Genomic DNA, 22,119 nt, shown 5'->3' with positions numbered 1-22,119 from the left:
TGCAGTGGTTTTATTCGAGGTTTTGTCATGAGGTATGGTTTCTTCCCCAAGCTGGCGCAACGCTGGCTCTCCCCGCTATTGCTTGCCGTGCTGGCAGGGCCCCTGGCCCATGCCACCACCGTTGAGCAGCAGCCTTTGCTTGCCGATCGGCAAACCCTGGTCAAGGGCAACGGTGCCGAGCCGGAGTCGCTGGATCCTGCGCTGGTGCGCTCCGGTTTTCCGGGTGAGGCGGTACTGGTCGATCTGTTTGAAGGGCTGGTCAGCGAAGATGAGCAGGGGCATATCGTCCCCGCTCAGGCCCAGCGCTGGGAGGTGAGTGAAGATGGGCTGGAGTGGCGATTCTTCCTGCGCCCCCAACTGAAGTGGTCCAATGGCGAGCCGCTGGTGGCCGCTGATTTTGTCTATGCCTGGCGCCGTCTGCTCGATCCGGCCATCAACTCTCCCTCTGCCGGATTGCTGCTGGCCACGGGGATCAACAATGCGCAATCCATCTATGCCGGCGCGCTGGAGCTCGGCAATCTGGGCATTGAAGCGCAAAGCGATCAGATCCTGAAAATCACCCTGGAGCGGCCGGCTCCCTATTTCCTGCAGCTCATCAGTCAGCGCCCCTTTGTGCCGGTCAATCAGAAGGCGATTGCCAAATTCGGCAAACAGTGGACCGAGCCCGGCAAGCTGGTGAGCAATGGTGCCTACCGGCTGGCAAGCTGGACGCCAAACGAGCGGATCGAAGCCGAGCGCAATATCCACTACTGGGATGACTTTCACACCCGTATCGGGCGTGTCACCTACCTGCCGATCACCTCGCAACATGCCGAACGGCTGCGCTATGAGGCTGGTGAAATCCAGCTTACCAACAAGGTCTCCCTCGGCTATTACCAGAAGATGAAGCGCGAATATCCGGAGCGGCTCTGGGGCTTGCCGCTGTTTGGCACCTATCTCTATGCGTTCAATTTGAAGCGCCCCGAACTGCAGGATGTGCGGGTGCGTCAGGCGCTCTCCATGGCGGTTGATCGACAGCAGCTCATTGAATCAGTGAGCGGGCAGGATGAACAGGCGGCATGGTCGCTGTTGCCGGAGATGCCGGGTTACCCCCGGGTGATATTGCCTGTGGCGCTTGAAGATATGCCAACCCGCCAGGCCAAAGCGGCAGCGCTGCTGTCAGCGGCCGGGTATAACAGTGCGAATCCACTCAAGCTGAGCATTACCTACAACAGCGCAGAAACCCACAAGCAGATGGCGATGGCCATTGCCGCCATGTGGCAGAAGCTGGGGGTACAGGTCACCCTCAGCAGTCTGGAGTGGGGCGCCTATCAGGTGGCCAAGGATAGCGGTGATTTCCAGGTGGCCAGAAGCTTCCTGTTTGGCGATTACGTGGAGCCATCAGCCATGCTGGGCAGCTTCCGTTGTCAGGATCTGCGCAACGAGAGCGGCTACTGCAATCCCGACTTTGATCTGATGCTGGAGCAGGCAGCCAATACGCTGGACAGCGCGAGCCGGGTTGAACTCTACCGGCATGCCGAACAGTTGCTGCTTGAGGAGGCGCCGATCCTCCCCGTGTATCATTACAATCAGATGAGACTGGTCGATCCCGCGCTGCGAGGGCTGCCCAGCCAGAATTTGAAAGGGACGATTGCCACCAAGGATCTCTATTTCAGCCCGCAGTGAGGAGCATTTCATGAAACTTGCCATCATTTCCGACATCCACGGCAGCATCATTGCGTTGGAGCGGGTGCTGACCCAACTTGACTCCTGGCAGCCGGATCACTATCTGCTGCTCGGCGATCTGCTCAACCATGGCCCGCGTAATCCTCTGCCGGAAGGGTATAACCCGGCGGCAGTGGCTGACAGGCTCAACGAGCTTGCGCCACAGATCATCGCGGTGCGGGGCAATTGCGATTCCGAAGTGGATCAGATGCTGTTGCGCTTTCCCATCACCGCCCCCTACAACCAGTTGCTGATCGATGAGCGGCGCTGGTTTGTCAGCCACGGTCATCTTTATCGCCCGGACGAGGTACAGCTACCGGCGGGTAGTCTGTTCATGAGCGGCCACACCCATGTACCTGTGCTGGAGTGGCAGGGGGAGCGGGTATTGATGAACCCGGGGTCGATCTGTTTCCCGCGCGGCGAGTTGCCTGCCAGTTACGGGAGCTATGAGGACGGGGTACTGCGCGTCAATGCGTGTGAGGACGGGCGAGAGTTGTTGCGACTGGTGCTTTAAAACGGAGTGCAAAAATGCAAGGCCTGATAAGAGATGTCAGGCCTTGATACCGTAAGAGCGGGTGCCAGAGCGAGTGTTACCCTTGGCGTCATAGGTCAGGCTGTTGCGATCACGCAACTGACTCAGAAAGGTTGCCAGACGACGGTTGGAGACGATGCTCAATTCAAGCAAGCGACCGTTGATATCATTTTGTGCCTGGCAGGCATCCAGTTTTGCACGAAGCTGCGCCATCTCGTCGGGATAGGCTGCTAGCTGCAGTGCCAGTTCCGGCATCTCTGCCAGTGTCTTGTCCAGAGTTTCTATCGCAGCAAGCAATTGCTGTTTGCGCTCGGTCAGTGCAGGCAGGGCCAGTGCCTGATGCTGCTCGAGCAAGCTGAACTCCTCTTCCAGAATGCCTTGCATCTGGCTAAGGTAATCATCTTGGGTGTGCAGTAACGAAGGTAAGTCCATCATCCCAGAACTTTGTCCAGATTGGCCTCGAAACTGAACATCTTCTTGGCTACAGCGTCGCTGTTAACCTGATATTCGCCACTCGCGACGGCTTTTTTCAGTCGTTCAACCTTGCTCTCGTTGCCGGTTGAGGCGGTATTGAGGTTCTGTTGCATTTTTTGCAATTGTTGCGCCTCACTGGTCAAGGAGACGGAGTCCAGCTTGACAGTGGTCGCTTTGTTTTCGGGCGATGAGGTGACTGACTTGCTGCCTGTCCCTTGGCTATTAGCGGTATTTTGCAACCGATTATTCGCCAAGTTGTTGATATTGTTGATGGCCATTTTAGTTACCTTCGTCTGCTTTAAGATTTGCTTACCTGTTTATCGGTGCGGCAGGTCAAAACTTTAGAAAAAAAATTGTCAGGCTCCAGATATCAAAAAGTGACTGATGCGGCACCGACTGCTGTGACTTTACCTTCCACCGTTTTGCCGGAGCGAATATTGACGAGTTTGATGATCTCTCCGAAACTGCCATCTTGCAAGGCTCGGGCCATGGTTTTGATCTGGAAGTTGCTGTTTTCGGCTGTCAGGGTGACCTGATCCCCTTTACATATCACGCAAACCTGGCTCAAGCGGATGGGCTGTCCCGGTTTGATCTCCCGCTTGCTGCGTACCCCAATCAAAGGGGCCGGGTTGGTCAGATAGTCACCACGGATCAGGGTTTGATCCTGAAACGCCACTACCAGCTTGCTTTCATTCAGCAGATCCCCTTTGGCAATGGGGTCGGTGACAGTAACAAAGGGTTTTTGAATACTGACCCTTACCGGTAAGTAGACATCCCAGGGTTTTTCTTCCTCACACTTCATGTAAACAGTTGTATTACGACGAATTTCCATTTTTGCTGGCAAGCTGATGGTCAACAGATCATCGCAACGGGTTAGCGGGAGTCTCTCATCAAGGGTCGCGGCAGTGACCTCTGCTCTGGCATCCAGCGGCAGATCGAGTTGACCATAAACGAACTCTTGTGCCTGCTCTCTCAGATAGGTTGTGACATCCGAGGCATGGCTCGAGGATATGCTGCCAAAAAAGAGGCTGATGAGTAAAAGTCGGTTAATCATTTTCGCTCGTCGGTCGATAAGTTGTTCACGCATATCACCATATTTAACTATGATTGCTTCAGAATCTGTTTGTTGTCACATCGATAGTCTGACGCAATCCATCACGCATGCATGATTAATGCCAAGCGTTTTTAGGGAGTGTTTATGGCCAGTATCCTGGACTCGGTCAACCAACGTACCCAGCTAGTGGGGCAAAACCGGCTGGAATTGTTGTTGTTTCGTCTCAATGGACGTCAAAGATTTGGCATCAACGTATTCAAAGTGCGTGAAGTGTTGCAGTGCCCCCCCTTGACCGTGATGCCCAAGTTGAACTCCTGTATTCGCGGAGTGGCTCATATTCGTGGCCAGACTATCTCGGTCATCGATCTCAGCATGGCAATGGGCAAGCGCCCCATTGAAGATTTGAGCAAGTGCTTCATTATCATCTCCGAGTACAACCGCTCCATTCAGGGTTTTTTGGTGCACTCGGTCGAGCGCATCATCAATATGAACTGGGAATCTATCCTTCCTCCCCCCAAGGGGGCTGGTCGCATCAACTATATGACGGCGGTTACCGAGGTTGATGGCGAGTTGGTCGAGATCCTCGACGTTGAACGTATTCTCAACGAAATATCTCCGGTTTCTACTGAGGTCAGCCAGGAGCTGGTGGAGGCCAGTGTCGAGCATCCGACCTTGGGACGTCCCGTATTGGTTGCTGACGACTCTTCGGTTGCGCGCAAACAGGTACAGCGTGCGCTGGAGGCGATCGGAGTTGAATGCGTGCTGGCAAAAGATGGCCGCGAAGCATTGAACATGCTGCTGGAGATGACCAAAAATGGCCCTATCAAGGATCAGATTGCGCTGGTGATTTCCGATATCGAAATGCCCGAGATGGATGGCTATACATTCACTGCCGAGATCCGGAATAATCCCAATCTCAAAGATTTGCATGTTATTCTGCATACCTCGCTCAGTGGTGTATTTAACCAGGCTATGGTGCAAAAAGTTGGTGCAAACAACTTTATTGCCAAGTTCCAGCCTGATGAATTGGCCAAAGCCGTACAAAACGCACTCTAATTTAAAGAAGAACAGCTGCATGAAGACACTTTCGGATGACTTATACAAACAGTTCAGCAACTTTCTTGCGGTTCAGAGCGGGATCGTGCTGGGTGATAACAAACAGTATCTGGTGAAGAGCCGTCTTTCACCTTTGATGGCACAGTTTGGCATCGAGAGTCTGTCTGAACTGGTCACCCGTGCAATGAGTGTACGAGAGCGTGACCTGAAAATGGCGGTTGTTGATGCGATGACCACTAACGAGACCCTCTGGTTTCGTGATACATATCCGTTCCAGCTGCTGACCGACAAGATTTTTCCTGAATTGGGCAAAAGTGGTCGCCCTGTCAAGATTTGGTCTGCTGCCTCATCTTCGGGACAGGAGCCATATTCTATCGCCATGACGGCGCTGGAGCAGCAGATGAAGAAGCCGGGTACCTTGCCCGGTGGAGTGCAGATTGTCGGGACAGACATATCGACTACCATGCTGAATCAGTGCAAGGAAGGGGTATATGACAGTCTGGCTTTGGCACGCGGATTGTCGCCAGAGCGCAAGAAGATGTTTTTTGAGCCCTATGGTGACAACAAAATGCGGGTGGTAGAGCGAGTCAGAAAATTGACCACCTTTCGGCCGCTCAATCTGCTGGAGAGTTATAGTCTGCTCGGTAAATTTGACATCATTTTTTGCCGTAACGTGCTTATCTACTTTGCACCGGAAGTGAAGTCAAAAATCCTCAACCAGTTTGCATCCAGCCTCAATCCTGGTGGATACCTGATGCTGGGAGCGTCGGAATCGCTGGCGGGTTTGACTGACCGATTCGAGATGATTCGGTGCAATCCCGGAATTGTTTACAAGGTCAAATAACGTTGCAGCCCATGGTATTCAATGAGTTGTGATTGGTGACATTGTTATAAGAGAAGGAGGCACAGTGCCTCCTTCTCTCTTTATGGCTCCATTCTTATAGCTCCATTCGTGATGGCATTGCACCATGTTCCTATCTATCGCGCAGCAGATCCTTGCACTCCGTTTAAAGGCTTTTATAGCTAGGCTCGACGGCCCGCAGCATTTTGAAAATCGTCTGGCACATCTCTTGCAGGCAAAATATACCAAGCAGGAGGTGTGCTATGGCTTTTTCATTCGACAAGGCATTTGGTATCCATCAATACACGCTGGGTGTTCGCGCCAAGCGTGCCGAGGTGTTGTCCAGCAATATTGCCAATGCGGACACGCCAGGTTTTAAAGCAAGGGATATCAACTTTGCACAGGCATTGCAGGATGCCCAGCATAAACAGGGTTTTGGCCTGGTAACAACCAGTGAAAAGCACTTTGCCTTGAATATGGATGCCCCCGGTACTGTTCAATACCGCAATCCGTTGCAGCCTGATACGGGTGATGGCAACACGGTGGATGTGCAGCAGGAGCGGAGCGAGTTCTTGCGCAACAGTCTGGAGTACCAAACCTCCCTGGAATTTATGAATCGCAAGATCAGTGGCCTGCTTAAAGCCCTGAAAGGAGAGCAGTGATGAGTTTGTTCAAGGTCTTTGATATTGCCGGCTCGGCCATGAGTGCGCAGTCCGTGCGTCTCAATACGGTTGCCAGCAATATGGCCAACGCGGACAGCGTAAGCTCCAGCGTGGAAAACACTTACCACGCAAGGCGGCCAATTTTTGCCGCTCAGCTCGATCAGGCCATGTCAGATAAGCAGGGATCGGTCGGCGTTGAGGTGAAGGGCATTGTCGAGAGCAAGGCTCCACTGCTCAAGGAGTACAACCCTAACCACCCGATGGCGGACAAGGATGGCTTTATCTTCAAACCGAACGTCAACATGGTTGAAGAGATGGCTGACATGATCAATGCCTCGCGCAGCTACCAGACCAATGTACAGGTTGCAGATTCGGCCAAGAAGATGCTGCAGCAGACGCTCCAGCTTGGCAAATCCTGATAGGAGGGATGCAACATGGTCGACACCACAAACAGTGTGAACGGCATTGGCCGTACCACGACCCAGACCACAGGCACCACAACGACGCCGAAGAAAGAGCTGGATCAGGCTTCGTTTATGAAACTGCTGACCATGCAACTATCATATCAGGATCCCTTCAAGCCGGTGGACAATGCCCAGATGCTCTCCCAGATGGCTTCCATGTCTACCTCGGAGGGGATCAGCAGTCTGTCTACCCAGATGGGCAAGCTCAATGAGCAGATGATCTCCAGCCAGGCTCTGCAAGCATCTTCTCTGGTTGGCCAGAATGTACTCTTGCCCAGCAATGTGGGCTATCTGGACAAGGAGGGCCCTGTTTCCGGTGTCGTTCAGGTTGGCACGACCAATCAATACGCGGGTGTCAAGATTATCGTTGAAGACGAGGCGGGTCAGGTCATCAAGGAATTTAGCCTGGAAGGAGAACAGAAGGGCAATGTGGAGATCGCCTGGGATGGCACTGACAAGGCGGGCAACCGGGTCAAGCCAGGCAAATACGTGATCAAGGCCAGTGGCAGTGTGGATGGCAAGGCAGAAACTATTCCCACATACGCTTATGGCAAGGTCGACAGCGTTGCCCTGGGGAATGCAACAAATCCCACAATGCTTAATTTGAAGGGACTGGGGAGCACCCTGCTGAGTTCCGTCCTGCAAATATCAGGCACCAATCCAAACCAGACGGCTACTCCGTCAAAAACCACGTCGACAGCATCGATCTAAGGAGCTGGATATGTCATTTAACAATGCCTTGAGCGGTGTCAACGCGGCACAAAAAGACTTGAACGTCACCGCTAACAACATTGCGAACGTCAATACAATGGGCTTTAAAGAGTCCCGTGCCGAGTTTGCGGATGTCTACGCCAACTCCATCTTTGTCAATGCCAAGACTCAGGTCGGTAACGGTGTGGCGACCGGTGCTGTTGCCCAGCAGTTCCATCAGGGTGCGCTGCAATTTACCAATAACGCACTGGATTTGGCCATTCAGGGGAACGGCTTCTTTGTCACCTCTGATGGTTTGACCAACCTGGATCGCACCTACACCCGTGCCGGTGCATTCAAGCTCAATGAAAACAGCTATATGGTCAACAATCAGGGCCACTATCTGCAAGGCTACGAGATCAACGCCGATGGCACACCCAAGGCGGTCAGTATCAATGCGACCAAGCCGATCCAGATCCCTGATCGGGCGGGTGAGCCGATCAAAACCAGCAAGATTGATGCAAGTTTCAACTTGCCTTCCACCGCATCGCCCCTGCCTGCAGGTAATGGTGCGGGGGATGCCTCCACCTTTGACCCTAAGGATTCCAAAACCTACTCCTCATCCACCTCAGTGGTGATTTATGACTCGCTCGGTGAACCTCACACTATCACCCAGTATTTTGTCAAAGAAGCAGATCCAGCAGACCTGACCAAGCCAGCTAGCCCGACAGCTTGGCGCATGTATCTTTATCAAGGTGATAAGCCGGTCGATATCGTCGGAGGGGTGACGCCAACAATGGCCACAGGGTTGAATCCTGCACCTGCCGGTGCCCGAATTACCTTTGGTGCCGATGGTAAAATGATTACTCCGACCACACCGGCAAACATCCAAACGGAGCAGTTGGGGGCAGCAGGAGCGGGAATTATTACCAATGGTGCGGATCCTACCCAGCAGGTAGATATCACTTTCGGCACTGTGACCCAATATGCCTCACCGTTTGAAGTCAACAAGTTGTCACAGGATGGTTCCACTGTCGGCCGTTTGACCAAGGTCGAGATCACGCCGGATGGGATTGTCTCTGCAACCTACAGCAATGCCACCACCATCAAGGTAGCCATGGTGGCCATGGCCAAATTTGCCAACTCGCAAGGGCTGACCCAGGTGGGTGATACTTCCTGGCGGCAATCCCTGCTCTCCGGCGATGCTTTGCCGGGAACGCCCAATTCAGGCACCTTCGGTACCATCAAATCGTCGGCGCTGGAGCAATCCAACGTAGATTTGACCTCCGAACTGGTTGATCTGATCACTGCCCAGCGTAACTTCCAGGCGAACTCCCGCTCTCTGGAGGTCAACAGTTCGCTGCAGCAGACCATCTTGCAGATCCGTTAATTCCTCTCAGGCGACGGGGCACCTTGGGTGCCCCGTTTTTTTATCGTTCTCTACTGTCGAATGGCGTGGCATTCCCCTTCTGTTGGCATCCAAATTGCAGTTCTGCTGTCAGAGTCATCTGTTTGACGGAGAATCCCATGGATCACCTGCTTTATATCGCCATGTCCGGGGCCAAAGAGAACATGAACAGCCTGGCTGTTCGCGGTAATAACCTCGCCAATGCCAATACCACCGGCTTTAAATCCGATTTCGAGCAGGCCCGCAGCATGCAGGCCTTTGGTGAGGGGCTGCCCAGTCGGGTATTTGCCATGACGGAACGTCCCGGCCAGAACCTGCAGCATGGCATGTTGATGACCACGGGGAGGGATCTTGACGTGGCGGTGGATGGTCCCGGCTGGATTGCGGTGCAAGATCCGAAGGGGGGGGAGGCCTATACCCGTATGGGAAATCTGCAGGTCAATGCGACTGGCAACCTGCAGACCTCTACCGGCTTGAACGTCGTGGATGACGGTGGTCAACCCATCGTGCTGCCAATGCCGATGGAGAAGCTGGAGATTAACCGGGATGGCACCATCAGTGGCCGTCCTGAAGGGGCCGCCGCGAATTTGTCGGAAGATTTTCAGCGGATCAAACTGGTTAACCCGGCCGCCGATGCGGTAGAGAAGGGCCAGGATGGGCTTTTTCGGCGCAAAGATGGCCAGAATGAGCCTGCCTCTGCCAACGTTGGCCTGATCGCCGGCTCCCTGGAGGGGAGCAATGTCAATGTGGTGGATGAGATGACCAACCTGATCCGGTTACAACGACAGTTTGAAACCCAGGTCAAGATGATGAAAACGGCCGAAGAGAATGACGAGGCCCAAACCCAGTTGCTGCGTATCAGCTAATCAAGGAGTTACCTATGAATCCTGCACTCTGGATCAGCAAGACCGGGTTGGATGCTCAGCAGACCAATATTTCGGTCACCTCGAACAACCTGGCGAACGCCAGCACCGTTGGTTTCAAGAAATCGCGGGCCATTTTCGAGGATCTGCTCTATCAAAACATCAATCAGCCCGGCGGCCGTTCGTCGGCGGATACCGAGTTGCCCTCCGGCTTGATGCTTGGCGCGGGCGCCAAGGTGGTGGCTACCCAGAAAAACCACAGTCAGGGCAACGTACAGACTACGGATAATTCGCTGGATCTGATGATCAGTGGCCGTGGCTACTTTGAAATTCAATTGCCCGACGGCAGCCTGGCCTATACCCGTAATGGGCAATTCACCCTTAACAGCGAAGGCACCATAGTGACGCCGGGTAACGGTTATCCCCTGCAGCCAGAAATCCAGATCCCGGAAAATGCCCAGAGTGTCACTGTCGGCACTGATGGTCAGGTCTCGGTACAGCTGAAGGGGGATGGTGCTTCTCAAGTGGTCGGACAGATCACCCTGTCAGATTTTGTCAATGCCAGTGGTCTGCAGCCGATGGGTGAGAACATGTTTCTGGAAACCCAGTCCAGCGGTGCAGCCATTCAGGGAACTGCAGGGGCGGATGGCATGGGGGTCTTGAAGCAAGGGATGCTGGAAAGCTCCAACGTTAACGTCACCGAAGAGCTGGTGAATCTGATCCAGGCTCAGCGGGTCTACGAGATGAACTCTAAAGTCCTCTCTGCGGTGGATGGCATGATGTCCTTCCTGATCCAGCGGACCTAATGGGGAGAGCCATGATGAAAAGCGTATGGATGCTGGGGTTGCTGGTGTTGGGGGGGTGTAGCAGTACACCCAATACACCCAGGCCTGATGACCCCGAGTTTTCCCCCGTATACGGGGAGTCGGAGCCAGTCTCGGTGAGACCGACAGGTGCTATTTTTCAGCCGGATCAGGTTAATGGCATCTATTCGGATATCAAGGCGCACAAGGTGGGTGACATCATCACCATCGAGCTGGCCGAGTCCACTTCCGCCTCGAAGAAGGCAAATACCCAGAGTGGCAAGGATAACAAGTTCAATCTGGATCCGGTGACGCTGGGGGGCGTGCCTGTCACTGCCAGCCCCTATGATCTCTCCGCATCCATCGCTCAAAGCAGTGCCTTCAAGGGGCAGGCCAAGGCGGATCAGAGCAACAGCCTGCAAGGCAATATTTCGGTCAGTGTGGCCAAGGTACTGCCCAATGGCAATCTGCTGGTACGGGGCGAGAAGTGGATCATGCTCAACAATGGCAATGAGTATATCCGTATCACAGGTCTGATTAGACCGGAGGATGTCACCTCGGATAACAGCGTGTCATCCCAGAAAGTGGCGAATGCCCGTATCTACTATGGTGGTACCGGCGATCTTGCCAATACCCAGGAACAGGGATGGCTTACCAGCTTTTTCAATGGTCCCTGGTGGCCGCTCTAGGAGATGTTATGAAGTCACTCCGTTTGGTTACTCTGCTCTGCTGTCTGCTGCCTTTGGGGATGGCTAATGCCGCCCGGATAAAGGACATCAGCTCGGTAGAGGGGGTGCGTAGCAACCAGTTGATCGGTTACGGTCTGGTCGTGGGTCTGCCAGGTACCGGCGAGAAGAACAACGCCTTTACCGAGCAGACCTTCCGCACCATGCTCAACAACTTCGGCATCAAGGTCCCGGACAACATCAAACCCAAGATCAAGGATGTGGCGCCGGTGGCGATCCATGCGGATTTGCCGCCGTTTGCCAAGCCGGGCCAGACTATCGACGTCACTGTCTCTGCCATCGGTGAGGCCAAGAGCCTGCGCGGTGGTACGCTGCTGCAGAGTTTCCTGAAAGGGCTGGATGGGCGGGTCTATGCAGTCGCACAGGGCAGCCTGGTGGTAGGCGGGCTGGGTGCCGAGGGGGCTGATGGCTCCAAGGTAGTGGTCAATACTCCGACCGTCGGCCGGATTGCCAATGGTGCAACCGTAGAGCGAGAGGTGCCCAACTCATTTAGTCAGGGAGATACGATTACCTTCAACCTCAACCGCCCCGACTTTACTACTGCGCGTCGGCTGGCTGACGTAGTCAACGATCTGGTGGGGCCCAATACCGCTCAGGCTCTGGATGCCACCTCGGTCAAGGTCTATGCCCCGCGGGATCCGGGCCAGCGAGTCTCCTATCTGGCGACTATCGAGAACCTGGAGGTGGACCCGGCCAACGAGGCGGCCAAGATCATCGTCAACTCCCGCACCGGCACCATCGTTATCGGCAGTCAGGTGAAGCTCAAACCGGCGGCCATCAGCCACGGAGGCCTGACGGTGACCATAGCCGAAAACCAGCAGGTCTCTCAACCCAACCCGCTGGCAGGGGGCGAGACCACGGTCACCAACAACTCGACCATCAATGTCCAGCAGGAGCCCGGGCGGATGTTCAAGTTTGATACCGGTGCGACTCTGGACGATCTGGTCCGAGCGGTCAATCAGGTCGGGGTCGCCCCCGGTGATTTGATGGCTATCCTTGAGGCGCTGCAGCAGGCAGGTGCCATCGAGGGGCAACTGGTCATATTGTAACTGGCGGCAAGTGATTGCCACGGGTGGCAATGAGGTAAGCAAAATGGCGGAGTTTGACACCAACAGCGGCATGAATCTCGGGGTGGTGCAGGATATCAAGAACCTGGACCGTCTGCGCCAGATGAGCCACAGCAAAGAGGGACAGGCCGGGGCACTGCAGGGGGCTGCGCGCCAGTTCGAGTCAATCTTTACCCAGATGTTGTTTCAGAGCATGCGTCAGGCCAACGGGGTGTTGACTCAGGACAACCCGATGAACAGCAGCTATACCCAGTTCTATGAAGGGATGCTGGATGAACAGCGAGTGGCAGACATGTCCAGCAAGGGGGGGCTTGGATTGGCTGATATGGTGGCTAGGCAGCTCTCACCGGCGACATTTGTCCATCAGGATGGCCGGGTGCTCAAGATGCCGCAACGGACGGAACGGGTCTATAAACCCTACGAGCCACCCAAGACGGCTGCCACTGATTTGATCTCGGCATCAAAAGTTGGCAAAGATTTTGCTGAAAAAGAGATGACCGAGGGGGTCAAGGAGAGCCACGCACTCACTATGCCCCGTCGACCGCACCGCAGCATTCCGCCCATGGGACGCATGGCCAGCGAAGAGGGCAGTGCCGCCAGTAGTGGGGGCAAAGAGTTCGATACGCCGGAAGAGTTCGTTAATCGCCTGATGCCGCTGGCCAAGAAAGCGGCCGACAAGTTGGGGTTAAGCCCGGCGGTACTGGTCGCTCAGGCGGCATTGGAGAGCGGCTGGGGCAAACGGGTGATCAAGGATGGTGAAGGGCAGATGACCCATAACCTGTTTGGCATCAAGGCCGATCCTCGCTGGGAAGGGCCCAAGGCGGTAGTCAGCACCCTGGAATATGAAGAGGGAGTGGCGTCCCGCCAGAAAGCGGCGTTTCGTTCCTATGGCTCGTTTGAAGAGAGCTTCAACGACTATGTGGACTTTCTCACCTCCGGTTCCCGCTACAAGGGGGCCCTGGCCAGAGTGGACAGTCCGGATCGCTACTTCGAGGCGCTGCAACAGGCGGGTTATGCCACCGACCCGCACTATGCCAGAAAACTGAAACAGGTATTGCGCAGTGATGCCATTGCCCGATACAACGAGATGGAGCTGTAACATATGGCAAGCGATCTGCTTGGAATTGGTACATCGGGCGTGCTGGCACAGCAGCGCCTGCTGCAGAGCACCAGTAACAATATCGTAAACGTCAATAGCCAGGGCTATGTGCGTGAGCGTACGCTGGTGTATACCAATGCCATCGGTCTTGGCACAGGTGACATCAGGACCGAGCGGGTAATCAACAGCTATATGCAGGGAGAAGTGCGTCGCGATACCTCTGCCTTTTACGCATCCCTGACTCATTACGAGCAGCTGGCCGGCGTGGATCGCCTGCTGGGAGACACCAGCAATAGCGTAGGGGAGACCATCACCTCTTATTTCAAGTCCTTTCATTCGGCAAATGAATCACCCGCCGAGATCGGTGGCCGCAAGGTAGTGATGACGGAGCTGAGCGGTATGGTGAACCGCTTTCACACACTCTCGGCCCAGCTCGACAAGCAGAGCGATACCCTCAACACCCGTATTGAAGATGAGACCAAGCAGGTCAACAGTCTGCTCACCAGCATCAATGATCTCAACCAGGCGATCATCCGTACTCAGGGGTCTCCCGAAGAGAACCTGATGCTGTTTGATCAGCGTGACGAGGCGATCAGGCAGCTCTCCGAGAAGATGGATATCCGTACCGTAACCCAGGCTAACGGCAGCGTATTGGTCAATATGAGCACTGGTCATTCGCTGATCCTGGATGGGGGCGTTGCCCAGTTCAAGGTGGTGGCGGGCGATCCCGATTCCCGTGATCAGGAGTTGCAGCTGACTCTTGGCGACAATCAGGCTCTCATCGATCACGATACCTTCGGGGGGGCCATGGGAGGGCTGTTCAAGGCGCGTACCGACCTGGAGCCGACCAAGCGTGAACTGGGCCAGCTGGCCGTTGCGATGGCGGATGCCATGAACCAGCAAAACCGTCTCGGGATGGATCTGGACAACGAGTTGGGCAGCGATATTTTCACCCTGCCAACCAGCAAGGGATTGCCTTATGGCGACAACACAGGGTCGGTCGGAGCGAATGTCAGCTTTGTACCCGGCAAAGGAAGCTCTGTAACCCCCTTCGACTATGAAGTGCGCTTTAGCAGTGCGACCGGATATGAAGTGTTCTCGCTGGACAAATCTGGTAATCGCACCTCTGTGGCGACGGGCACCACGCCGCCAGCAACGTTTGAACTGGCTGGCCACGGGATCTCGATCGATCTCACCGGTACGCCAGCGGCAGGAGACAAGCTGCTGCTGCAACCAACCAAGGGGGCTGCTGCCGGGCTGGCTCAGCAGATCAACCGGCCGGAAGACCTGGCCTTGGCTGCACCTCTTAAAGTACAGAAGACTACCAACAACATCGGCAGTGCAGACATCAAGCTCGATGGCATCTTCAATACCGGAACGGGTTCCGGTTTTGGTACCAACAGCCTGGATCCCGCCGCTCCCCAGATCGTCAAGATCGGCAATAACGGCAATTATGAGGTGTATGCCGGTGATGGCACTACCTTGATCGGTGTCGCGCCGGCAGCCAGCAAAGGGCAGAATTTGATGGCCTCGATAGTAAACCCCTTTCCGGGTGGGCCTGCGGTCTACAGCAACCCGAAACAGAGCCCGGGCTACGAGTTCAGCATTACCGGCACGGTAGAACAAACCGACAGCTTCCAGCTTAGTTACAACACCAATGGTTTTGCTGATAACAGCAATGGTCTGGCAATGGCTGAGTTGCAGAACAAGGATCTGGTACGCAAAAGCACCAATGGTGGGACGACCAACGACAAGATGACCTTTAACCAGGCTTACTCCGGGTTGGTGATGGAAGTGGGTAACAATACCAGTCAGGCAAAAACCCTGCTCAAGGCTAATGAATCCAAGCTGATCCAGAGTACCGGGATCTACGAGAGCGTCTCCGGGGTCAATCTGGAGGAGGAAGCGGCCAATCTGATCCGTTTCCAGCAATCTTACGCGGCATCCGCGCAGGTGGTTAGTACGGCCAAAACCATCTTCGATACACTGCTTTCGTCCGTGAGGTAACGTCATGCGCATCACTACAAACATGATCTACGATCGGAATCTTTACTCCCTCACCAATACCAACGAGCGACTGGACAAGGCCTATCAGCAGCTGCAAACCGGCAACAAGTTTCAGAGCGCCGGTGAGGATCCGGCAGGCATGAGCCAGAAGATGGCGCTGACCAAAGAGATTGAACTGTTTAAACAGTACGGGGTGAATGGCAGTTTGCTGCAGAACAGTCTGGGGCATGAAGAGACGGTATTGGACTCTCTCAATACTGCGATGCTCAGTGCCCAGACCCTGATCCAGAAATCCAATAATGGTGCCATTAGCCTGGATGACCGAAAGGCCATTGCCAGTGAACTGGAAGGGTTGCAGCAGCAAATGTTTGACCTGATGAACAGCAAGAACTCATCGGGTGAATTTATTTTCGGGGGCAATCAGAGCAAGACCCAGCCCTATGTGAAAGATGCCAACGGTAAATACATTTATCAGGGAGATCCTGGCCAGCGAAATATTCAGGTATCGCCCACAGTGCAAATTGCTGCCAATGACTCCGGACAGGATCTGTTTGAAATCGTAGCAACCAGAAGAACCGCCAGTGCCACCAGTGCGAATATCAAGGTAGGGGTCGGGGATCAGGGGGATTTTGATAATTTCTATAAATCCAGTCACGACCCGGCACTGCCCAGCAACACCTACACAGTCTCCACCACAATTGGCCCGCCCGATACCTATGATATCAAGGATGCGGGTGGCAATACCCTGCAGACAGGTAATTACACTCCCGGTACCAAAATACCGTTCAATGGTCTCGAACTGACACTGGATCAGCCTGCAGGTGGTGCAGCACAGCAGTTTGCTCTCAATCCTCCCAAGAATGACAACGTGTTGAACGGGATGTCAGACTTCATTACGGCTCTGCGTGATCCCAATATTTCAGCCGAGAGTTTTGAGCAAAAAGTGGCCGATGCCACCGTTCATATGAAAAATGCCCGTTTGAACATTGATCATGGGCTGGGTGAACTGGGTGGCCGGATGAACAGTCTGGAGCAGGTGATGGGTTCCAACGAGGGGTTGAGCACCCTCAATGCCGAGGCGAGAGCCAAGGTGTCGGAAGCCGATCTCTATGAGGTAATTTCAGCACTGTCAAAAGAGGATGCGGCATTGAGTGCCTCGCAGCTCTCGTTCAGCAAAATAAGTCGTCTGACGCTATTTGACTATATTCGCTAAGAAAAGGCCCCTATGGGGCCTTTTTGCTATGCATCCCCGGCAGAGTTCCCCTGATATGTTCCGACAATTGTAACAAGCTGTTGCCATACCCTGTTTCCTGGTTGAGGCGGGGTTGACCTCCCTGTGGGATTGGATAATCATGCCGCCCGCACAACAGAGGGTTGTGCATATTATTTGCAGCATCTCGTTAGGCGAGGCTCCTGTATAAACACAGGCCACTGATCTCACGACGTCCAGAGACGCCCAAGATCAGGACAGTTTTCATCGGATTAAGGTGTAAACCCAAGTGGCTTCCGGCATGCCGGATACGTTATGCAGTGCTAAAGCTGGTACGTGGGGATGATGACACGCCGAACGGCGTCATTTCCTGCCTATTACTCGTCAATCAAATTGCTGTTTTCTTTCAGACAGCGAACGGTCTCCGCTCGCGCTCAGGCTTGCCTGAAATCACATGAGGTTCTTTGTGATGAAGAAAACACACACCATTCTCAACCGTCATCAACTGCTCGATCTCGCCAGCCTGCAAGGCTGGCTGGAACACAATCTGGATCCGGTTCAGCGCGCCGATCAGCTGCTGACCCTGCGTCCGGAAGAGCTCAACTGCATCTTTGACACCTTGCCTGCGTCAGAAGGGGCAGAACTGATCGCTTCTCTCTCCGCAGAGAGTGCCGGTCGCCTTTTGCTGCGGCTCCATGGCAGCATCGTCAGCGTGTTGCAGGAGGCTATTCCCCGTCGCGAAATGGTGGCTATCCTGCGCAAACTGAGTCGTCAGGATCGCACCATGTTGCTGGCTCGCTTCCCGACCCAGGCGCAGGCCATCTACTACTCACTGCTGGATTGGCCGCCTGAGTCCGTCGGGGCCAATATGCGCCACGAGTATCTGGCAGTGAGCGAACAGGATTCCGTCGGCAAGGCCAAGCAGCTGATCCACGATGCCTGGGACAATGCCCAGCTGTTCCGCCACATCTATGTGGTCAACGTGGATGGCCGTCTACAGGGGAGTATCTCGCTCAAGAGCTTGCTGATTGCTGACCCCGAGGCCAGTGTCGCTAACCTGATGGACCGAGAGACGGTGCGGATCAACGCTCGGGCTGATCAGGAGCTGGCGGCGCGCCTGCTGATCGACCGCGACCTGTCGGTATTGCCGGTCGAGGATCAGGGGCGACTGGTCGGTATTTTCCACGTCGATGATGCCGCCGACATCCTGGAGCTTGAATCTACCGAGGATGCCGAGATGCAGGGTGGCTCATCACCGCTCGATACCCCTTACTTGCAGGCGACCCCCTGGCAGTTGTGGCGCAAACGGGTGGGCTGGCTGCTTATCCTGTTCGTGGCGGAAGCTTACACCGGCACCGTGCTGCGGGCATTCGAGGAGCAGCTGGAAGCCGCCATCGCGCTGGCCTTCTTCATTCCGCTCCTGATCGGTACTGGCGGTAACAGCGGCACCCAGATCACCACCACCATAGTACGTGCCATGGCGGTCGGGGAGGTGAGTCTGCGCAATCTCGGCACCGTGCTGAAAAAGGAGCTCTCCACCGGTCTGCTCATCTCGGGGGCCATTGCCATGGCGGCCTGGGTACGGGCATGGAGTCTCGGCGTCGGTCCCCAGATTGGCATGGTGGTGACCTTTACTATCATCGCCATCGTGCTCTGGAGTGCCACGGTCGCATCCATTATTCCCATGGTGCTGCGTCGTTTCCGCATCGATCCGGCGGTGGTCTCTGCACCCTTCATCGCGACGCTGGTGGATGGTACCGGCCTTATCATCTACTTCGAGATGGCCAAGCTGTTGCTGCCCGAGTTGCAGTAACCGGGAGATTGAGATGCAAAAGGCAGCCATTGGGCTGCCTTTTGCATTTATCTTTTTCCGGTTTAGCCGAGCTGGAACAACAGTGGCCAGCCCTGCTCCTGGCAATAACGATGCTCCTTCTCCAGATTCTGCATCAGGAGACGGTTCTCCTCGCACCAGTCGATCGGCAGGGTCACGACCAGCTGATCCCCTTGCACTGCGACTTTCCACTCAGGCAGCAGGTTGTCCTGACGCTTGTGGTGAGCGGCGACTGCGAGGCGCAGGATGCGGATGCAGCGCAGCACCGTCTGCATGTCGTGGTTGGGTAGGGGCGGCAGCTCGGAGAGCTTGAGCCCCTTGCGCTGAAAGCGTACCAGCGCAGCCAGCAGCGCCTGATCGTCCTGGTTGAAGCCAGGCAGGTCGGTGTGTTGCAGGATATAGGCGGAGTGGCGATGAATGCCGCTGTAGTTGATGGCAAGGCCAATTTCGTGAAGCCGGGCCGCCCAGCCGAGGATGGCTCGATAGGGCTCTACTTCCATCTGCCAGGGCTCTTGCAAGGCATCAAACAGGGTCAGTACGCTCTGCTCCACCCGGGCTGCCTGTTTTTTGTCCATCCGGTAGTGGGTACCGAGCGCCTGTGCGGTACGCTCGCGAATATCGTGGTGCTGCAAGCGCTCCTCGAATTCATAAAGCAACCCTTCACGCAGCGCACCGTCGGAGTAGTCGAGCCGCTCGATGGGCAGCGAGGTAAACAGCCCGAGCAGGATGGCGACCGCAGCGGCAAACACCTCCTGACGCTCCTCGGTAAGCCCGACCAGTTTGAGGTTATCGACTCGCTTGCGCTCAATCATCAGCGCCTTGAGCCGCTCCAGCCCCTCCAGCGTAATGCTGCCGTCAGTCAGCCCTTCGCCTTGCAGTACATCCCGTACCGTACGAATGGAGCCTGAGCTGCCAAGGCAGCTCTGCCAGCCCAGCTTGCGGTACTGGTTGACGATGGGGGCGAGCTGGTGCTGCGCCTCCAGCACGGCATTGGTGAAGTGCTTGTCGCTCAGCTTGCCGCTGGCGAAGAAGCTTTGGGTAAAGCTGACGCAGCCCATCTTGCGACTGGTGAGGGCCTTGTGTTCAAACCCTTCACCGATGATGAGTTCGGTGCTGCCGCCGCCGATATCGATCACCAGTACCTGGCCCTCGATATGCTGGGTATGGGCAACCCCCTGATAGATGAGCCGTGCTTCTTCCTGCCCGCTGATGATCTCGATGGGGTGGTTGAGCACCTTGGCTGCTTCACTCACAAATTCGCGCGCGTTGCTGGCACGGCGCAATGTGTAGGTACCGGCGATGCGGATCTGATCCGGTTTGATGTTGGTGAGCCGCTCGGCAAACAGCGACAGGCAGGCGAGGCCGCGTTCCATCGCCTCCGGGCTCATCCGCTTTTGCTCATCCATCCCTTCCGCCAGCCGCACCCGCTCCTTAATGCGATCGACGATGCGAAAACGCCCTTCGCTCAGATGGGCGATCACCATATGAAAACTGTTGGAGCCGAGATCCACGGCGGCATAGAGACTATTGTCCATTGTTTGACTCGATACGTTTGAGATAGTCGTAAATAGCCACCTGAGAGCGGATCTTGCGGCGGTTGCCCCGCTTCACATATTCGTTCTGCTGGTCGGCATCGATGACCCGCGCCTTGCAGGTATCACTCAGTTGTAGCTCGAGAATGTCCATGATGCGCTGCTTGAGCCGCTCGTCATAAATGGGGGTGCCCACCTCGATCCGGCCGTCGATATTGCGGCTCATCCAGTCGGCGCTGGAGATATAGAGCTGGGGGTTGCCCTTGTTGTGGAACACCATCACCCGCGGGTGCTCGAGGAAGCGGTCGATGATGCTGATCACCTTGATGTTGTCACTGAGGCCCGGTACGCCCGGACGCAGGGCGCACATGCCACGGATGATCATCTGGATCGGTACTCCCGCCTGACCGGCGGCATAGAGGCGGTTGATGAGATCCTTGTCCACCAGATTGTTGATCTTGAGGATGATGCCGCTCGGCTGGCCCGCCTTGGCGTTGGAGAGCTCGTTGTCGATGAGGCGATAGAGCTGACGGCGGCTGTTGATGGGGGAGACCAGCAGGTGGTTGAACTTGTAGCGCCGATAGGGGTACTCGATGTATTCAAACACCCCTTCCACTTCGGCGGTGATATCCGGGTTGCGGGTGAGCAGCGAGAAGTCGGTGTAGATCTTGGCGGTCTTCTCGTTGAAGTTTCCGGTGCCGATATGGGCATAGCGCACCGCCTCGCCATTTTCGTGACGGGTGATGAGGCAGAGCTTGGAGTGGATCTTGAGGCTCGGTACCCCGAACACCACCTTGACTCCGGCATCGGTAAGGATGTTGGCCCAGTCGATGTTGGCCGCCTCGTCGAAACGGGCGCGCAGCTCGACCACCACGGTCACCTTCTTGCCGTTGTTGGCGGCATCGATAAGGGAGTGGATGATCCGCGACTTCTTGGCCACCCGATAAATGTTGATGCGAATGGCGCTGACCGCCGGATCGAACGCCGCCTGGCGCACTAGCTCGGTGAAGTGGTGGAACTTGTGATACGGGTAGTAGAGCAGAATATCCTGCTTGGTGATGGCATCGAAGGCGTTGACGAAGCCGTCAAAATCGCGGCAATCGAGGGCCGGCAGTTTGGGGTTTTCCAGATAGTCACGACCCACGTTGGGGAAGCCGATGAAATCCTTGAAGTTGTGATAGCGCCCACCCGGCATGATGGCGTCGTAGGAGCTGATCTGCAGCTTGAGTTTCAGGAAGCTTATCATGGCGGCGGGCATCTCCCGCTCGTAGACGAAGCGCACCGGCATGGCGGTGAGGCGCTGCTTCAAGCCGTCACTCATCTTGTCCACCAGGCTCAAGTCCAGCTGGTCGGAGAGATCATATTCGGCATCCCGGGTCAGCTTCACCGCATAAGCGGCAATCTCGTCGTAGTCGAAGAAGCCTTTGAAGATCTCGTCGAGGCAGAAGCGGATGACGTTATCAAGAATGATGATCTGCTTCTTGCGGCGGGTCCCTTCCGGCGGCAGCTGGAAGAAGCGGGGCAGGTCGTCGGTCGGCACTTCCACCAGAGCGTACTGGATCACCTGACCGTTCTTCTTCATCTCGATGGCCAGATAGGTGTACTCATCCTTGAGGAATTTGACCGGATTAACCTCTTTGTTGAGCAGGATCGGGATGATGTGGCGCAGCACCTTCTCCTTGAAGAAGACCCGCAGCCATTTCTGAATGGCATCGGAGAGCTGGTTCTCGTTGACCAGAAAGATGTTGTGGCGGGCCAGCGCAATCAACAGCTCCTTATAGGTGTTGTCGAACGCTTCACCGAGCGCCATCACTTTTTGCTGGATGGCGCGCAGCAGCACTTTCGCTTCATCGTCGCCACCATGTACTTCATTGATGAGGATGCGACGCTTGACGTCCGATACCCGTACCTTGAAGAACTCATCCTGGTTGGAGGAGAAGATCCCCAGAAAACGAACCCGCTCGATGAGGGGCACCGTCTTGTCCATTGCCTCTTGCAACACCCGTTCATTGAATGAGAGCCAGCTTAGCTCTTTCTCTTCATACTGCTTGTCGGTGCTCATCTTGTGCCTCTGTT

21 protein-coding genes and 1 riboswitch are annotated in these 22,119 nt (G+C 55.3%); of the genes, 16 read left to right on the top strand and 5 right to left on the bottom strand.

Going from position 1 to position 22,119, the window contains the following annotated elements:
* Positions 1-27 precede the first annotated feature (27 nt).
* Together G5332_RS14825 and yfcE are read left to right on the top strand one after the other, a co-directional pair.
* Positions 28-1,665, top strand: coding sequence for a peptide ABC transporter substrate-binding protein (locus G5332_RS14825; protein WP_421173086.1), 1,638 nt, complete (start codon positions 28-30; stop codon positions 1,663-1,665).
* 10 nt (positions 1,666-1,675) lie between these two features.
* Positions 1,676-2,218, top strand: coding sequence for a phosphodiesterase (yfcE, locus tag G5332_RS14820; protein ID WP_421173085.1), 543 nt, complete (start codon positions 1,676-1,678; stop codon positions 2,216-2,218).
* 36 nt (positions 2,219-2,254) lie between these two features.
* On the opposite strand, the gene G5332_RS14815 is transcribed toward yfcE, so the two are convergent.
* From G5332_RS14815 to flgA, 3 genes are all read right to left on the bottom strand, one after another.
* Positions 2,255-2,671: a flagella synthesis protein FlgN gene (locus tag G5332_RS14815; RefSeq protein WP_040066163.1), complete on the bottom strand. Its 417-nt coding sequence runs from the start codon at positions 2,669-2,671 to the stop codon at positions 2,255-2,257.
* The gene (gene flgM / locus G5332_RS14810) at positions 2,668-2,988 is read right to left on the bottom strand and encodes a flagellar biosynthesis anti-sigma factor FlgM (protein ID WP_005344518.1); all 321 of its coding nucleotides are present in this window, start codon (positions 2,986-2,988) and stop codon (positions 2,668-2,670) included. The genes G5332_RS14815 and flgM overlap by 4 nt, the downstream gene beginning before the upstream one ends.
* Positions 2,989-3,080: 92 nt before the next feature.
* Positions 3,081-3,764 (bottom strand): flagellar basal body P-ring formation chaperone FlgA, encoded by a 684-nt coding sequence (gene flgA / locus G5332_RS14805; RefSeq protein ID WP_216954405.1) that lies wholly within the window; start codon positions 3,762-3,764, stop codon positions 3,081-3,083.
* Between the two features lie 144 nt (positions 3,765-3,908).
* On the opposite strand from flgA, the gene G5332_RS14800 reads away from it, so the two are divergent.
* The 14 genes from G5332_RS14800 to mgtE all read left to right on the top strand — a co-directional run bounded on the left by G5332_RS14800 (position 3,909) and on the right by mgtE (position 18,493).
* Positions 3,909-4,820, top strand: a complete 912-nt coding sequence (locus tag G5332_RS14800) for a chemotaxis protein CheV (RefSeq protein WP_005344523.1) — start codon at positions 3,909-3,911, stop codon at positions 4,818-4,820.
* Positions 4,821-4,839: 19 nt separating this feature from the next.
* Entirely contained in the window at positions 4,840-5,664 is an 825-nt protein-coding gene (locus G5332_RS14795) for a CheR family methyltransferase (protein ID WP_005344525.1), read from the top strand.
* Between the two features lie 260 nt (positions 5,665-5,924).
* Complete coding sequence (gene flgB, locus G5332_RS14790) at positions 5,925-6,323, top strand: flagellar basal body rod protein FlgB (protein ID WP_005344526.1); 399 nt, start codon at positions 5,925-5,927, stop codon at positions 6,321-6,323.
* Complete coding sequence (flgC, locus tag G5332_RS14785) at positions 6,323-6,742, top strand: flagellar basal body rod protein FlgC (protein ID WP_005344527.1); 420 nt, start codon at positions 6,323-6,325, stop codon at positions 6,740-6,742. Before flgB ends, flgC begins: the two co-directional genes overlap by 1 nt.
* Positions 6,743-6,757: 15 nt before the next feature.
* Complete coding sequence (locus tag G5332_RS14780; RefSeq protein ID WP_216954111.1) at positions 6,758-7,498, top strand: flagellar hook assembly protein FlgD; 741 nt, start codon at positions 6,758-6,760, stop codon at positions 7,496-7,498.
* Between the two features lie 10 nt (positions 7,499-7,508).
* On the top strand, positions 7,509-8,867 hold the full coding sequence (gene flgE / locus G5332_RS14775) for a flagellar hook protein FlgE (RefSeq protein ID WP_421173084.1): 1,359 nt from the start codon (positions 7,509-7,511) through the stop codon (positions 8,865-8,867).
* Between the two features lie 137 nt (positions 8,868-9,004).
* Positions 9,005-9,751 carry a flagellar basal-body rod protein FlgF gene (gene flgF, locus G5332_RS14770; protein ID WP_005344530.1) on the top strand — a complete coding sequence of 249 codons (747 nt, stop codon included), beginning with the start codon at positions 9,005-9,007 and terminating at the stop codon, positions 9,749-9,751.
* Positions 9,752-9,765: 14 nt separating this feature from the next.
* Positions 9,766-10,554, top strand: coding sequence for a flagellar basal-body rod protein FlgG (gene flgG, locus G5332_RS14765; RefSeq protein ID WP_216954109.1), 789 nt, complete (start codon positions 9,766-9,768; stop codon positions 10,552-10,554).
* A 14-nt stretch (positions 10,555-10,568) separates the two neighbouring features.
* Complete coding sequence (flgH, locus tag G5332_RS14760) at positions 10,569-11,240, top strand: flagellar basal body L-ring protein FlgH (protein ID WP_421173102.1); 672 nt, start codon at positions 10,569-10,571, stop codon at positions 11,238-11,240.
* Between the two features lie 8 nt (positions 11,241-11,248).
* Entirely contained in the window at positions 11,249-12,346 is a 1,098-nt protein-coding gene (locus tag G5332_RS14755; protein WP_227340838.1) for a flagellar basal body P-ring protein FlgI, read from the top strand.
* 43 nt (positions 12,347-12,389) lie between these two features.
* The gene (flgJ, locus tag G5332_RS14750) at positions 12,390-13,463 is read left to right on the top strand and encodes a flagellar assembly peptidoglycan hydrolase FlgJ (protein ID WP_227340837.1); all 1,074 of its coding nucleotides are present in this window, start codon (positions 12,390-12,392) and stop codon (positions 13,461-13,463) included.
* Positions 13,464-13,466: 3 nt separating this feature from the next.
* Positions 13,467-15,470 carry a FlgK family flagellar hook-associated protein gene (locus G5332_RS14745; protein ID WP_337072996.1) on the top strand — a complete coding sequence of 668 codons (2,004 nt, stop codon included), beginning with the start codon at positions 13,467-13,469 and terminating at the stop codon, positions 15,468-15,470.
* Between the two features lie 4 nt (positions 15,471-15,474).
* The gene (gene flgL / locus G5332_RS14740) at positions 15,475-16,683 is read left to right on the top strand and encodes a flagellar hook-associated protein FlgL (protein WP_421311309.1); all 1,209 of its coding nucleotides are present in this window, start codon (positions 15,475-15,477) and stop codon (positions 16,681-16,683) included.
* A gap of 176 nt (positions 16,684-16,859) precedes the next feature.
* Positions 16,860-17,029, top strand: a riboswitch (M-box (ykoK) riboswitch).
* Positions 17,030-17,149: 120 nt separating this feature from the next.
* Positions 17,150-18,493, top strand: a complete 1,344-nt coding sequence (gene mgtE, locus G5332_RS14735; protein WP_216954102.1) for a magnesium transporter — start codon at positions 17,150-17,152, stop codon at positions 18,491-18,493.
* A gap of 62 nt (positions 18,494-18,555) precedes the next feature.
* On the opposite strand, the gene ppx is transcribed toward mgtE, so the two are convergent.
* Positions 18,556-20,046 (bottom strand): exopolyphosphatase, encoded by a 1,491-nt coding sequence (gene ppx / locus G5332_RS14730; RefSeq protein ID WP_184232281.1) that lies wholly within the window; start codon positions 20,044-20,046, stop codon positions 18,556-18,558.
* Complete coding sequence (ppk1, locus tag G5332_RS14725; protein WP_139734028.1) at positions 20,036-22,105, bottom strand: polyphosphate kinase 1; 2,070 nt, start codon at positions 22,103-22,105, stop codon at positions 20,036-20,038. Before ppk1 ends, ppx begins: the two co-directional genes overlap by 11 nt.
* Between the last annotated feature and the right edge of the window lie 14 nt (positions 22,106-22,119).

The sequence above is a fragment of the Aeromonas sp. 603757 genome (genome assembly GCF_049171255.1).
Classification (GTDB): domain Bacteria; phylum Pseudomonadota; class Gammaproteobacteria; order Enterobacterales; family Aeromonadaceae; genus Aeromonas; species Aeromonas veronii_A.
The sequence above is the reverse complement of the archived record's forward strand: the minus strand, read 5'-3'. Positions and strand labels throughout refer to the sequence as shown.

Excerpts from the sequence above, each read along its gene's own strand:
- G5332_RS14825 (WP_421173086.1), top strand. The coding sequence starts at position 28 with ATGAGGTATGGTTTCTTCCCCAAGCTGGCGCAACGCTGGCTCTCCCCG.
- yfcE (WP_421173085.1), top strand. The coding sequence starts at position 1,676 with ATGAAACTTGCCATCATTTCCGACATCCACGGCAGCATCATTGCGTTG.
- G5332_RS14815 (WP_040066163.1), bottom strand. The coding sequence starts at position 2,671 with ATGATGGACTTACCTTCGTTACTGCACACCCAAGATGATTACCTTAGC.
- flgM (WP_005344518.1), bottom strand. The coding sequence starts at position 2,988 with ATGGCCATCAACAATATCAACAACTTGGCGAATAATCGGTTGCAAAAT.
- flgA (WP_216954405.1), bottom strand. The coding sequence starts at position 3,764 with ATGATTAACCGACTTTTACTCATCAGCCTCTTTTTTGGCAGCATATCC.
- G5332_RS14800 (WP_005344523.1), top strand. The coding sequence starts at position 3,909 with ATGGCCAGTATCCTGGACTCGGTCAACCAACGTACCCAGCTAGTGGGG.
- G5332_RS14795 (WP_005344525.1), top strand. The coding sequence starts at position 4,840 with ATGAAGACACTTTCGGATGACTTATACAAACAGTTCAGCAACTTTCTT.
- flgB (WP_005344526.1), top strand. The coding sequence starts at position 5,925 with ATGGCTTTTTCATTCGACAAGGCATTTGGTATCCATCAATACACGCTG.
- flgC (WP_005344527.1), top strand. The coding sequence starts at position 6,323 with ATGAGTTTGTTCAAGGTCTTTGATATTGCCGGCTCGGCCATGAGTGCG.
- G5332_RS14780 (WP_216954111.1), top strand. The coding sequence starts at position 6,758 with ATGGTCGACACCACAAACAGTGTGAACGGCATTGGCCGTACCACGACC.
- flgE (WP_421173084.1), top strand. The coding sequence starts at position 7,509 with ATGTCATTTAACAATGCCTTGAGCGGTGTCAACGCGGCACAAAAAGAC.
- flgF (WP_005344530.1), top strand. The coding sequence starts at position 9,005 with ATGGATCACCTGCTTTATATCGCCATGTCCGGGGCCAAAGAGAACATG.
- flgG (WP_216954109.1), top strand. The coding sequence starts at position 9,766 with ATGAATCCTGCACTCTGGATCAGCAAGACCGGGTTGGATGCTCAGCAG.
- flgH (WP_421173102.1), top strand. The coding sequence starts at position 10,569 with ATGAAAAGCGTATGGATGCTGGGGTTGCTGGTGTTGGGGGGGTGTAGC.
- G5332_RS14755 (WP_227340838.1), top strand. The coding sequence starts at position 11,249 with ATGAAGTCACTCCGTTTGGTTACTCTGCTCTGCTGTCTGCTGCCTTTG.
- flgJ (WP_227340837.1), top strand. The coding sequence starts at position 12,390 with ATGGCGGAGTTTGACACCAACAGCGGCATGAATCTCGGGGTGGTGCAG.
- G5332_RS14745 (WP_337072996.1), top strand. The coding sequence starts at position 13,467 with ATGGCAAGCGATCTGCTTGGAATTGGTACATCGGGCGTGCTGGCACAG.
- flgL (WP_421311309.1), top strand. The coding sequence starts at position 15,475 with ATGCGCATCACTACAAACATGATCTACGATCGGAATCTTTACTCCCTC.
- mgtE (WP_216954102.1), top strand. The coding sequence starts at position 17,150 with ATGAAGAAAACACACACCATTCTCAACCGTCATCAACTGCTCGATCTC.
- ppx (WP_184232281.1), bottom strand. The coding sequence starts at position 20,046 with ATGGACAATAGTCTCTATGCCGCCGTGGATCTCGGCTCCAACAGTTTT.
- ppk1 (WP_139734028.1), bottom strand. The coding sequence starts at position 22,105 with ATGAGCACCGACAAGCAGTATGAAGAGAAAGAGCTAAGCTGGCTCTCA.